The 12,037-nt window shown below is 61.2% G+C and carries 15 protein-coding genes; 2 read left to right on the forward strand and 13 right to left on the reverse strand.

Annotated elements, in window-relative coordinates:
• A partial coding sequence (locus tag NV1_RS45360) for a hypothetical protein (RefSeq protein WP_218027369.1) occupies window positions 1–187 on the reverse strand: 187 nt, incomplete at its 3' end.
• Window positions 188–1,509: 1,322 nt separating this feature from the next.
• Window positions 1,510–1,779: a DUF4190 domain-containing protein gene (locus NV1_RS43040; RefSeq protein ID WP_084526730.1), complete on the reverse strand. Its 270-nt coding sequence runs from the start codon at window positions 1,777–1,779 to the stop codon at window positions 1,510–1,512.
• Between the two features lie 579 nt (window positions 1,780–2,358).
• Here NV1_RS43040 and NV1_RS41150 point away from each other — a divergent pair.
• Window positions 2,359–2,592 carry a hypothetical protein gene (locus NV1_RS41150; protein ID WP_067905001.1) on the forward strand — a complete coding sequence of 78 codons (234 nt, stop codon included), beginning with the start codon at window positions 2,359–2,361 and terminating at the stop codon, window positions 2,590–2,592.
• A 33-nt stretch (window positions 2,593–2,625) separates the two neighbouring features.
• Here NV1_RS41150 and NV1_RS44370 read toward each other — a convergent pair whose 3' ends face one another.
• Complete coding sequence (locus NV1_RS44370) at window positions 2,626–3,102, reverse strand: hypothetical protein (RefSeq protein ID WP_157117768.1); 477 nt, start codon at window positions 3,100–3,102, stop codon at window positions 2,626–2,628.
• 1,234 nt (window positions 3,103–4,336) lie between these two features.
• Between NV1_RS44370 and NV1_RS41155 the strand changes: the two genes are divergently transcribed.
• Entirely contained in the window at window positions 4,337–4,774 is a 438-nt protein-coding gene (locus NV1_RS41155; RefSeq protein WP_067905005.1) for a hypothetical protein, read from the forward strand.
• Window positions 4,775–5,069: 295 nt separating this feature from the next.
• Here the strand turns inward: NV1_RS41155 and NV1_RS41160 are convergent, their stop codons facing one another.
• The 10 genes from NV1_RS41160 to NV1_RS46255 form a co-directional block, all read right to left on the reverse strand.
• Window positions 5,070–5,324 (reverse strand): hypothetical protein, encoded by a 255-nt coding sequence (locus tag NV1_RS41160; RefSeq protein WP_067905008.1) that lies wholly within the window; start codon window positions 5,322–5,324, stop codon window positions 5,070–5,072.
• Complete coding sequence (locus tag NV1_RS41165; protein ID WP_067905012.1) at window positions 5,321–5,704, reverse strand: hypothetical protein; 384 nt, start codon at window positions 5,702–5,704, stop codon at window positions 5,321–5,323. The genes NV1_RS41160 and NV1_RS41165 overlap by 4 nt, the downstream gene beginning before the upstream one ends.
• Before the next feature lie 70 nt (window positions 5,705–5,774).
• A complete protein-coding gene (locus NV1_RS41170; protein WP_157117769.1) occupies window positions 5,775–6,053 on the reverse strand; it encodes a hypothetical protein in 279 nt (92 codons plus the stop codon).
• Between the two features lie 78 nt (window positions 6,054–6,131).
• Window positions 6,132–7,640 (reverse strand): cell envelope integrity TolA family protein, encoded by a 1,509-nt coding sequence (locus NV1_RS41175; RefSeq protein ID WP_067905019.1) that lies wholly within the window; start codon window positions 7,638–7,640, stop codon window positions 6,132–6,134.
• Between the two features lie 5 nt (window positions 7,641–7,645).
• On the reverse strand, window positions 7,646–7,948 hold the full coding sequence (locus NV1_RS41180; protein WP_067905022.1) for a WXG100 family type VII secretion target: 303 nt from the start codon (window positions 7,946–7,948) through the stop codon (window positions 7,646–7,648).
• A gap of 9 nt (window positions 7,949–7,957) precedes the next feature.
• The gene (locus NV1_RS41185; protein ID WP_084526732.1) at window positions 7,958–8,287 is read right to left on the reverse strand and encodes a WXG100 family type VII secretion target; all 330 of its coding nucleotides are present in this window, start codon (window positions 8,285–8,287) and stop codon (window positions 7,958–7,960) included.
• Window positions 8,288–9,210: 923 nt separating this feature from the next.
• Window positions 9,211–9,816, reverse strand: coding sequence for an AAA family ATPase (locus NV1_RS41190; RefSeq protein ID WP_245714198.1), 606 nt, complete (start codon window positions 9,814–9,816; stop codon window positions 9,211–9,213).
• A gap of 161 nt (window positions 9,817–9,977) precedes the next feature.
• Entirely contained in the window at window positions 9,978–10,805 is an 828-nt protein-coding gene (locus NV1_RS41195; RefSeq protein ID WP_067905025.1) for a DUF3658 domain-containing protein, read from the reverse strand.
• A 110-nt stretch (window positions 10,806–10,915) separates the two neighbouring features.
• Entirely contained in the window at window positions 10,916–11,164 is a 249-nt protein-coding gene (locus NV1_RS41200) for a hypothetical protein (protein ID WP_067905028.1), read from the reverse strand.
• 423 nt (window positions 11,165–11,587) lie between these two features.
• A complete protein-coding gene (locus NV1_RS46255; protein ID WP_373864711.1) occupies window positions 11,588–11,890 on the reverse strand; it encodes an Lsr2 dimerization domain-containing protein in 303 nt (100 codons plus the stop codon).
• Window positions 11,891–12,037: the final 147 nt, after the last annotated feature.

Consider the following 12,037-nt stretch of genomic DNA (forward strand, 5'->3'; position numbering starts at 1 on the left):
TTAGAACTATCCATTCAGCACAACCCGGGCGTGTCTCTTCGGCGTTGAACGTCCAGTCCCCCATCCCTCTAAATTGCATCCCACCATTACCCAAGCAGGCATTTCTCGGTCCGCGATGCAATTTCGCCGAACGCGACGGGGCAAATATGGCAGCCAAGGTAATAAGTTGCAAGGTAATAAGTTGCAAGATGTCAGCTTACTGAGACTGGCGTTGGCAGTCGAGCTCTCGTCCGGACCGGACAACAAGTTTACCTCTGTGACGTCGGGTTACGGCCGATACGGCGCCGGACCCCATGAGGATGGGACACAACCGGCAGTACGGTTGCGGAGGCCGATGAGGGCTAGCTGGGGAGGAAATCATGATCGAAACAATTGGTTGACGACGACAACAATCGACGTATCAGCGCGAGCGGGAACACCTCTCCGCGATTGAGCAATTGATGATTCAAATCTACTGCCAGTGATACGGGGAGAGCATATCGTTCGACTGCGTTGCCTCAAATTGTTACTGGAAGCGCTTGCGTCGAAGAAACATTTCGCGGGTTGCAGCTCACTCGGAAGTGCCGATCCGTAGGCGAATGTGGCCCGAGAACCCAGTCTTTGCAGATTTCTAAAGGGCGGAATTATATGGTGAATGATCGCCGATAGCGCACAACCGCTTGGGTGGCGCTGGTGTGCACCCACCAAATCCGTCACCAGTAGTTCAGGTTCACTTTCCGCTAATTACATCGAAATATTCCACTGGTTACATTCGAAAGCTGTTGGAGGAAATACAATGAAGAACATCAAGTCGGCAATCGCTGTGGCCACCCTCGCTCTCTCTATCATCGGGGCCACCGCCGCGCCAGCGATAGCTAGCACATTTCCTGATGCGCCACAGCATATAAGTCCGTTGTGTCCGGTTCACACGGATATCTGGATCGCGCATGGTGGGGGTTCCATCTCCACCTGGACGCCTACGCTGCGAACAAGGTAATCGGTGGGGAATGGCTCGGGAGCGGCGGTACCGGACTGTTGGCCGCAGTAGGTGCCAGCAGCGTTGCGGCACCAGTATCGGCGGCAATTCTAGCGATGGCAGCAGGTGGCACCCAATTGTGTCAGCACAACGATAACACTGTCGACATTTATAGCTCTCCTGCAGGTGCGCCATATGTATGTAATCCGCTAGGATAGTCGCATGCGCCGATACGGGAACTGGAAGCCATGGGTTGGTAGCGGTATTGTGCTGATACTGCTGGCCCTGAGTCTAATATTCTACATAGCTCGCTTCAATCGCATAGATCATATCTCTATCTACTTTGCGGAGGCGGCTGTCGTGGTATGCCTGATACTAGCTCTTCTCGGCTGGTTTCCTCGAATGCGGCGATAACAACCCTTGACCAGGGTGTAGGTTCAGGTTGATGCCGGAAGGATGACTCATCCTTCCGGCATCAACTTTTTGGCTTCCGAGGCTATTCATACCAACAGGAACTGGCGGGGCATTCACAAGCTGGGCATCGACGCCCCATTTCAGTGAAGCGATACAAACAGGATTAGTATCGCAGTTAGAATCATCAAGATGGTTCCCGCAATTCCTGCAATATACCCGGCGAGCACTTGAGTGCGTCCGCTTAGTGCACCCCCGGAAATCTCTATCTCATTGAGCGCTCTTTTCCCGAGGACCCACGCTACTGGGCCGGTAATGCCACAGCACAGTATGCCGAGAACTCCAAACAGCAGTACCGTAGTCGCATACGGATGCTCAACCGGCTGTCCGATGGAGTCGTTGAATTCTGTCACGATAGGATCATAGGATAATTCTCCAATTTCCAGCCACGATTCTATGCCCGAGGCAGGCCGGTACTTCGTTTCACAATGAGCCAGGCCCATTCCGGGGTGCGAGCGCGAGCGGATAGAGATCACCGCGGCCTGGCGGCCCTAGCGGAGGTCCCAGCGCGCAGGATTACCATACGGCCGGCTGCCTCGATTATGGCGTCGAACCGTCCGGCATGGAAGGGACGCGTTGACTCATCGAAAATGCGCGCGCCGGTCGGGCCATCGCCTCCAGGGCCAATTGGATCCAGCCCGATGGGCCGACATGGAGAGCCGATCATGACTAAACGAAAGACCATACTATGTATGAATCGGTACGTCACGCGGCAGATCTACATGCCTCGGTTCTGATCCGGCCTGGGGATGACTAGCCAACGACCGCCGACTGCCTACAGCACAGTGGTCCGCGCGCTGGTTGCGCGCGGACCAAATCCCACAAACCACCTCGGTGGATCCAGGTTGAACTGTGTAATCTCAAGCACATTCAGCGCGTCGACCACACCAACAAACGGTACCGTGGCGCCTACGATGGTATCGTCTGTCGGTATGGAGTCGCGCACCCAGCCACTGAAGGCCAGCGGTACGATATGGCGATGGGATCGTAAACGTGCCACCGGCATGGTCGAGACTTTGAGTGGCGAACATATTTGGTTCGGCCTGGACTCGATCATCGGGCGGGACTTCGGCACAATCTCACTGGGCGATTCGGTTGAAGTCGAATATGAGCACGCCAACCAGGATTCACACAAGCTCAGGGCTATCAAGATCACCTGGTTGTAGCGTCTGCTGGCCACGCCTCCGGCGGCAAGGTTGCTATGACACGGTAAAGTCGACTGCTGTCTCGACATTGCTGGGCGTTGGCCCGGTATCTGTGAGCACCTTGAAGTCGCAGCGGCTCCTCAGCTGCAGGGTCACGCCACGCGGAACTCTAACGCTGGAATGTAGCAGGTAGTCGGCCGGGATACCCGTATGACTGTCAGAGTATCCAGGAACACCGTTTATGGTCGTGAAACAGCTCATCGGTGCAAGAACTATACGTTGTACCGAGGGATTCAGCTTGAGCGACCATTGGAAAGAATCCTTGAGCGACCATTGGAAAGAATCGGTGCCGTAGTCGACTTGCCCGTTAAAATTCGAAATATTGTACGCATAGCCCCAGCTCGGGTTTGCTCGGGTGAAGTCGTGGTGGACCGGATTTGGACTAGCGTTGGCAGCTGGTGATTGCGCGAGGATGCCGACCAGCCCGCACAACACTGCGGCAACCGTTGCGGCAATTCGTTTTGTATTCATCATGCTCCGTTCGAGACGTTCATTGACCGGTGATCGATGGCGGTGGCCGTCAATCGTTTGGTGCTATCTAGGACGCGACGAACAGCGCCGCCCCTTCCAATAAGTAGATGTGACGTACCTCACTCTTACCCACCTTCCGCCGAACAGCGGGAATGGCTGTCCCCCTCCTCAATCGATGAGACCGTGTGGTCCCGTCGTCGGAGGCCGGTGAATCGGTGTTGTCGGCTCGCGACGTCCAAAACCCAACGCCAACACCGCAGTTCGGTCGCGCCCGGCCGGTCAGGTCCCAGATAGTCGGAGGTCAGCCGCTTACGGCACTCCTCGGCGACCTCGATCGCTCAGGATCCGGTGCGGGATCGATACTGGCCACACCTCATCGGCCGGTCGCGTCGTGCCCTCGGCCCAACGGGCGCTCGCACCTGAGAACAGGGCGACACCACCGCGAAGGCGCATGCAGCCCCGAGTCCTTTGGCTGCCCAAATGCCCTCCTTCGGTACATCTTTGGCTCCTGAGCGGCTACTGGCTGGATCGCGCGTTCGCCGGCTACAAAGCCTCCTCCTCGACCGTGCAGCGGGTCCTGCCACGCGGGCTGCTTGTTGCCACAGGAATTTCGCGACCCCGTGCCAGCGCAGCCTTCACCCACAGGTGACATACATCACATTCGTTGGTGAGCGGGTCCAGGAACCTGATGGCGCCGGAATGCATCCAATCCTATTGAACGGGTTCGTAATACCAGTTCGACCAGCTTGGAAAGCCGGAACGGGGAGGACAATGAACATAGGTAGAACCGCCGTCGCCATGGGGCTCGTCACTGCAGCCTTGCTGCTTCCAGTCATTGCGCCAGTGATCGCGGGTGCCGAGCCTGGAGGTGGGGACGCCGCATGCCACGTGGAGGCGAATAACCCGCACGAATCGAAGGGTTCCCCGGGGTGGATAGTCGGCAAAGGCCGTATCTCCTGCACCGCAGCCATCGACTCTCTGGAGATAACCGTCCAACTCGAGAGGAATGTCGGCGGAAATTGGGTCGCAGTTGGCACTCCTGGGCGCAATTCAATCAATGCGCCCAAGGCCAACACCAAGTACACCGCTCAGGGCCAAGTACAGTGCGTAGCGGGCGTATACCGGACCGCCGCGCGGGGTGGCGGCGTCTACGGCGGACGGCCCTCCAGGTCTACGGCGTGGCAGTACTCGGGAACGGTCACCAACCCCTGTGGCTGAGTCAGGAGCATGGCGAATGAGTGAGCACGGCACCTGGGAGGAGTTGGTTGTCGGCCTGTGCGATCTTGCCGTGAAGTACGACGCCGAGACGTACCTTCGTGAGTCTGTCGTGCTCCTTTCGGCGCGGTCGACCGAACACGGCACCGACTCCAGCACAGTCAGAGTCACCCTCTTCGACGACGAAGCCGCGCGAGTGGAGGCAGGGTGGTGCCTCAACATGGTTGTGGATTACGTTGCCGAAGACCGTGACCGCCCGGCACCTGTGCTCGGGCTGGTCGAGGCGATCTGCTCCGGCAACGCAGAAGAACACTGCCTGATCGATTCCAATGGTCAATGGGTCGGTGTCTTCTTCGACGCATGGAGCGAGACCGGTGACCGATGGCAGGCAGGCAGCCTGGACAGCCCCGAAAAGCGGGCGGTGCGGCGGTTTCCCAAGTGGACGACCGCGAGGTGACTCTGTAGCTGCCGCGCCGAGTCCGGGAGCGGCCAATCCGCTGGCCTGATCGAACAGTCAGAGTCAGCAGAGGGTCATTTCACTTGTGCAACAACGGTATACGCGGAACTCCTGGAGCTTATACCTTGTTGCAAAAGCAACCGACGGAGCGAAACCCGGCGGTGCCACCTGCCCGCCAACGTGCATCGGCGCAAATAGATGGCGCAAACGAATGTGAACATGCTTCAGGCATGACCGACAGCGCACACCCGGCGGCCCCGGTCCTAACAAGGCAAAACCGGGGCCGCAAGGTAGGTCAGTTGGGGTGGCCGGTGCCTTCGCGGTCGAGCGCGGCATGGAGGGCGGTGATACGGTCACTGACTTCGGTCGCCAGCTCGCCCGAGGCAACCTGATGCCAGCCGAACACCTCGGCCGCGTGACCCTGCCAGCCGGCCTCGGCGGCGGTCATCGCGAGGGCGACTTGCTCGGCATGGCTTGCCACAGCCTCGGTGATGGCATCCAAGGCCGCGGTAGCGGCGGCGAGGCGATCACGCAGGGACGGATTCGTCATGCCTGATCCCCCTCCCCCTGGTCGGTCACGGCCGGATCAATCACGGAATCGCTGCCAGCCGCGCGACTGTGCTGCAGCTCCTCGGCGAGTTCTGCCGACGCGGGGCCCCGGCGGAACAGCGACGCGGCGGCGGTCTCCACCTCGGCGGTGCTCGCCGAGCCTGATCGGACCAGGGAGCCTAGGCCGTGCATGTGATCCAGCCACCGACCAGCGGTAGCGCGCACGGCGTCCCAATCGGCCGAGACTGTGGCCGCAGCCGGATCGGTCCACCCCTCCACCAGTTGGCCGAGCACCTTGTCCGCGTCAGCGAACTGCTTCCGCAGAGCGGCCGCGCTAGTCATCAGCGTCCGGCCTGCGGTATCGATGGCGGTGATGTCCATGATCAGGCGTCGCGGTCGCCTTTGCTCTGTTCAGGCTCTGTCGCGGCGGCCTGGACAGTCGGCTCAGTGCTCATTGCTCCCCTCGGGTGTCAGTGTGGTCTGTGGCGTAGTGGATGCGCTGGCCGTTCTCGTCGTAGGCGCGGCGACCGTGCGCGTCGTACCAGGTGTCAGTGGCCGGGTCGCGGGTCCAACCTTCAAACTCGGTACCGATCAGGTCATCGCGATAGGCGGACTTGCGGCCTTCGGGCGGCGGGCCCTGGGGCGGCGGGGGCGCGGATTCGCGCCGCGCCTCCCTTTTAGCTCGCCGGGCGGCAATTTCCTCGTCGGTCAGGGGCGGCGGCAGTTTCACGCCATGCTCCTCTTCCCATTCTTCCCGCGTGTAGTGTATTTTCCCCGCGAAATCTCTAGGCATAACCCTTCCCCTTTCCTACAGCTCTTCCATGTCGATGATCCAGCGGCCGACTTTGTTGTCGAAATATTTATCATGGACCAAGAAATTCGTATGGTCCTTGAATTGCACCTCTTCCGGCATCATCCACTTACCCACGGGTTTGCCGGTTTTGCTGACTATGTTGAATTCGGCGTTGGCGTCGCCGATGTTCACCCCACCAAGGGTGCCATTCGGGTTGCTGGATGCGCAGGTGAACCCCTTTTCCAGCTTCACTTGGCCGGGCACATAGCTGTCAAGCACCTCTTTGGGTATCTTGGTGTGCCGTACCACATCCCCCTTGTAGTCGGGCAGTTTTTTCAGTGCGGCGTTGTACCTGTCGATTTCCTGCTGCATCTCGGGCGTGACCCGATTCTCGCGCAGCGCGGAAATCATTTCTTCGCCCTTCTTGGTGCTCGGCCCCTGAGCGAGAATCCATTCATCCTCGACGGTGAGCGGTTCGCCGGTGCTGGCTGTCCGGGTTTTCGCGTCCGCTTTCGCCTTGTCTTCGGCTTCCTTTTTCGCTTGCGCCTCGGCTTTCTGTAGCCGTGCGGTCGTTTCACGGTCCTTTTTGGCCATCCCCGCGAGGGTTTTGGTGGCGTCGTATTCCTTTTTCGCTTTCCGAGCGTCTATCCAGACGGTGACCATTTCCCGGATCGGGGTGGCGAATTTCTCGACCAATTGCGCGGTACGTGCGGCGGCGATCACCGCGCCCGCACCGAAGGTCAGGAACGATGCGGCAACACCGATCGCGAGGGTGATCGCCTCCTGTTCGATGAGGTCTTTAGCCAGGTCTTCCAGCTGTTTTTTCAGCTTCTCGCGCAGGTCGTGCAAGTCGTCGTGGTGAGAGTGGCAGGACTGGGCGACATCCCCGCAGGCCGAGGCGATCGTGCTCGCCGAGAGCTTCATCGCCTGGAGGTCGTCGAGTATCTGGGCAACCTCGGGGGATTTGATCAGCGATATCGAGGAGCTGATCCGGCCGATCCCCTCGGCCAGGCCCGCGATGGCGTGATCGGTCTGCATCGCGGTCCAAGTGCCCGCGATCGAGGCGAGCTTGTCCAGGTCGCCGTCCGGGATGGTGATACCCACCTTCTCGGCAAGGTGGATCGCATCGGTGAGGCCGTTGCCGGGCCCGCCCGCCGAGGGCGCGGGTTTGCGGCACATCAGCACCGCCGGGAGCGGGTCGGCAGGCTTGACCGGCGCGGGGCCCTTGTCGCCGGTGGTGGCGTTCCAGTCGCCGAGCTGGTGGTTGTAGCCGATGGTTCGCAACGCGCCCGCGTAGGCGTCCATGGCCTCGGCCAGGGCGGTCATCGAATCAATGGCCTGGTGCGCGTTGGCGTCGTACCCGGCCGCCCACGAGCGGGCCTCGTCGTAGGATCCCGCCATCGATCCGCACTGGTTCAGGGCATCGGCGCGGTTGTTGAATGCGTTGTACAGGTCTACCGCGTGGGTGTGCAGCGCCGAGGCGGCGGTGTAGTAGAGGGACGGCTGGACGTCGATCGTGGTCACGCGCGTCAAACCCCAAGGGTCTTGTGGTTTGCGGCGATGGCGTCGGTGTAGGCGGTGTGTGCGGTCTGCGCGGCGGCGCGCATGGCCTCGATGCCGTCGCGAGCCTCACCCGCGGCCTTCATCCATTCGCGGTGCGCCTCGGCGTGCTTCTCCGCCGCCGCGCCAGTCCAATCCTGATGCGCGGCAGCGATTCTCGAATCCAGACCGGAGAGGCTGTCTGTAATGAAGCCCTGCAGGCCCGCGATGCGGGCGGTCACCATGTCCAGGTGATCCAGGTCAACGCTGTATCCGCGATCCGGGTTGCTCATCGGGTGTCCTTACGGCAGGTCGAGGGAGGAGACACGGGCGGTGGTGGCCGCCGCTCGGGTGGCATCCTGATCGGTGATGGCGGCGGCGGTCACACCGAGCAGATCGGCCATGGTGTGCAGGGCGTCCAGGACTTCGAGGGCCGCCTTACGGGTTTCCTCCCAGCCCGCGACGTAGGCGTCGGCCGCCCCGCCTTTCCAGGTGGCCGTCAGGCCCTGAACCTCGCTATCAGCGCTGTGCACGCCTGAAACCAGGGATTCGGCAGTCTGCCGCACGAAGGCGCCTGCTGAGCGCACCGTGTCGGGCACCATCACGAATGTGGACGCGGATGCGTCGGGCATGGATATGGTCTCCTACTCGTTTGGTCGATGGCATCGATCAGTACGCGGGTACCGATCCGGGACGTGGTGACGCTCTGGCGGCAGGTAGACGCGGCTTCACCGGGCCATTGCGCTATCCCCGCCGGTTGTCACCCTCATCCGCAGATCAGGCGTGCCGCGAGATCGTTGCAAGGTCAGAGCTGCAGTGGTCGATAAAACGCCTCCCGAGTCATGCGATGGACAACGATGATCGCCCGCACGCCCGGACCCTCGAAATCGGTCGCCCCGCTACCCGCGAGAGCAGAACCGGTGGCCCCCTTGTGTGGTGATCACGCATCCCCCTGGACGCATCGAATGACCGATCGGTTCCGACAACATCCATATCCCACGAAAAAAGTACATCGTTCTAGGTAAAAACGCACGGCGAGATCGTTTGCCGCACTGGGCCATACGATCCCACCATCGATAGCTGTGGATATGGCAACGGCGTGATTCGCGCGCCTGGGACGCGACACCGGGACCACTGAGGGCCGAAGCTCAGCCTGAAGGTTTGCACAGCTCAGTGGGGTTGACCGAGCCTGGGATGTATCGGCCGGAAGGCCGTTGGTCTTATATCGGTATCAGCGATCTGGTTTCCGCACCTGGCTGGCCTGGTGAGGGTGCGCGCGGCCCGGCTCATCGAACTAGACCAGTTCTGCGCGACCGCGACCAGACCACGCCGCCGCAGTGGCCAGGTTGTCCCTGCCCTACAGCGACGGTCCGACCGAGAGAGTCACAACACCAAGCTGATCAAACGCAAATGTGTGGCCGTGCCGGACTCCTACTGCACGCCACCGCATCCTGCTGGCTTGACCATCGAAAGTGCACCAGAGCCAGCAATCCCAGTCCCAAAACAACGGATACTGCCGGCCAGCAGCGATGGCGTGTTGCCCCGCGCAGCACCCTCAGATCAAGTGGCGCAGGTATCGGTCCGGAGCGGAGAGAAAGTCTCTGGTCAACCGGACCGGCACGGCGTTGTCGTAGGCGACGATGCTGATCGTGCCGTCATCGGCGATCTCGTAGATGCTTGCGCCGGGTAGGGCGAGCAGGATCGGCGAGTGGGTGGCCACCACGATCTGGCAATGTTGATCGACCAGCTCGGCCAGTCGCCTCAGTACCGCCAGACAACCTTGGGGAGACAACGCGGCCTCGGGCTCGTCCAACAGGTAGAGCCCGTTGGGGCGGAAGCGATGGCTCATCAGGTCGATGAACGATTCACCGTGAGACCGGTGATGCGGTGACACTCCGCCGAGCGCGGCCACTTGCTCGGGTCCGAGCCGCTCGGTCTCGGTGGCGACGTTGTAGTAGGTCTCGGCACGCAGGAAGAATCGGGTCCGCGGCTTGGTAGTGCCCCACCTGAGCACCAGATGCTCACCCAGTGATGATTCGGTGGAGCGAGTGATGAAGCGATAGTTCTGGCTTCCTCCTTCGGGGTTCATGCCGGTTGCGACAGCGATTGCCTCGAGAATTGTCGATTTGCCGCTGCCGTTCTCCCCCACCAGGAATGTCACACCTTCAGCCAACGGCAGGCCTCCGCAGTGGGCCAGGTGGGTCACCGCAGGTAGGTTGAATGGGTAGTCACTCGGATGTGGGCCGGGCGACATACGGATTTCGCGAATGTAGCCGTTCATCACTGGCCGTACGCCTTCGCTGGATTGGTCGGCGGGCTCATTCATCGCGGCCGAGAGGAGATTCGACACTCTCCCATGATCGTGGGATCGCCGTCTGCAGTGAGGCGGCCGGTGTGGATCATCTCGATGAGCCTTCGATGGAGAACGTAATCGTTGACCGGCAGCCGCTGGGCTCCCATCGTGTCCGCGATCACCTGCGCCATCGGTGTCGGCGTCGCAGGTATGTGGACCAGCAGCGATTGGTCGAAGTAGTCGGCGGGTGCGGACGACAGTCCAGCATCGGTAACCACCCGTAGCGGGGCTTGCTCGGCCTGCAGAGTGTGCCAGCGTTCGGCCAGTCGGTCGCGTTCTTGCTTATCGAGCGGGCGTGCGGAATCCAGCACGAGTCGTAGTTGCTCGGGATGCAATTCGGCTACCGACCTGGCGGGTTTTGCGGCCTCACCCATTTCCGGGACCACCTCGCCGGTCTCACTATTGCGCGGGCTGCGCGGCAAGTGAAGCCCGGTCACGTCGATGACCGACCAGGGCCGATCCCCGAACCTGGCAGCGAAGTACAGATAGAACGAAAGTTCCTGTGCGGATGCTCGACCAACCCACACGATCGGCCGAGCATCGTGGTCTGCGTCCAGGTGAGCCCAGAGCCGTTGGGTCGACACCGTCACCGCGGCCGGATGAGGTTGTCGATCCGGCTCGGTGACGTCGATACCCTCCACCGACAACTCACGCTGCAGCAGCGCCGCAGGGTCGATCCGGCCACAACTGAAGTCCTCGTTGTTGACCAGCACCATATCGCCGCAGCCGATGTGGGCGAGCGCTGTGCTGATACCAGCGCCGGCCGCGGCGTTGGGTGCGATGTGCAAAGCCGCCATGCCCCCAAGTCATAGCCGACCGTAGGGTCGTTGTCGACCAGCCACTGCCGGGATGCACGCCGGGCTCTGGAACCGAAGGGTCTTGGCGCCAGAGCCCGGCGTTCAATCAACTAGATCGCACCCTTCCTCACCAATGCCCACGTCCCGGCCCGGTACGGGATGCAGATGGTGACGCTGGTCTCGTTGGCCCTGCATTCCTGTTCCGAATTGAAGATGCGGATGGCACCATCTCCCGGATCCTGCTTCTTTATCTGCGCTTGCTGAACGAACCCAGAGCTGCCCAATTGTGCCGGAGCGGCAGCGCCGATCCCGGTGCTCAGCATGATCCCGCCCGAGGCAGCTGCCACCGAAATCAACACACCGGCGATGGCCCTTCGAGTACGAAACATTGTAAATCCCTCCCTGAATCTGCATAGAGTCCTGGAACTCTTGCGGTTGTGGCGACTCCCTCGCTCCAGCACCGGATTCCGTGCATCGCCCCCGAGCTTGCGACACCCCCCGAGCCATCACTGGCAGTCGATAACTTGGACGCGCTACGTCCGCAATCGGTTCCACCTCAGGGGAGTTTCATTGCTGTGACCGCCGACACACCAGTCAGTTAGGATCACAGCTCGGGCCCGCCACTCACGCTGCGGTCCTTTCGATCTCGGCGGTAGTGGCTTCGACCAGGTGCGACCAATGACTTCGGCAGCCGTATGAATGATGACGCGGTGCGATGGCCACATGCCTGAGTCTGCTTGTCTCCCAACGCCTTGAAGGGTACTGGGCACGCCATCCCGTCTTCAGCACCCATTTCCGCATCGCGGCGGCCTGCTCCCGATCCACCGCGCGGTGCGAGCACCAATCTTGCGCTGGCCCTTGAAGATCCGGCCGACCCTGCGACCGGACTCGATCTGCGGCTCGAACACCGCGCGCAGCGCGCTGGCGCTATTCACCGACACGTCGATCTCGTACTCGCCACCGTCGATACCGAACACAACGGTCTCTTCCGCCGTGGACATCCCGTCGTAGTCGTCGAACAACTCGACGGTGACCTTCCTCGTCAAGAGGTGGGCCGAGTCATCATCAGAATGCGTGACCGTCAAAATGCTTGCGCGCCAAGCCTAGAACGCCAACCAGCCACGCACTCGACCGGCACGCCGGAACGACAACAGAGACGCATCGCCAGGCATTCCTTTAGCGTCAGGCGTGCCTATCTCAAACCGCTCGCCCAGCCACTTAGTACTCCAGCC

The sequence above is a fragment of the Nocardia vaccinii NBRC 15922 genome (assembly GCF_001613305.1).
In the GTDB taxonomy this organism is placed as follows: Bacteria; Actinomycetota; Actinomycetes; order Mycobacteriales; family Mycobacteriaceae; genus Nocardia; species Nocardia vaccinii.

Coding starts and splice junctions, on each gene's coding strand:
- NV1_RS41165 (WP_067905012.1), bottom strand. CDS start 5,704: ATGGACATCACCGCCATCGATACCGCAGGCCGGACGCTGATGACTAGC.
- NV1_RS41180 (WP_067905022.1), bottom strand. CDS start 7,948: ATGAGCAACCCGGATCGCGGATACAGCGTTGACCTGGATCACCTGGAC.
- NV1_RS41160 (WP_067905008.1), bottom strand. CDS start 5,324: ATGACGAATCCGTCCCTGCGTGATCGCCTCGCCGCCGCTACCGCGGCC.
- NV1_RS41195 (WP_067905025.1), bottom strand. CDS start 10,805: ATGGCGGCTTTGCACATCGCACCCAACGCCGCGGCCGGCGCTGGTATC.
- NV1_RS41185 (WP_084526732.1), bottom strand. CDS start 8,287: ATGCCCGACGCATCCGCGTCCACATTCGTGATGGTGCCCGACACGGTG.
- NV1_RS44370 (WP_157117768.1), bottom strand. CDS start 3,102: ATGAATACAAAACGAATTGCCGCAACGGTTGCCGCAGTGTTGTGCGGG.
- NV1_RS41155 (WP_067905005.1), top strand. CDS start 4,337: ATGAGTGAGCACGGCACCTGGGAGGAGTTGGTTGTCGGCCTGTGCGAT.
- NV1_RS41150 (WP_067905001.1), top strand. CDS start 2,359: ATGGAGTCGCGCACCCAGCCACTGAAGGCCAGCGGTACGATATGGCGA.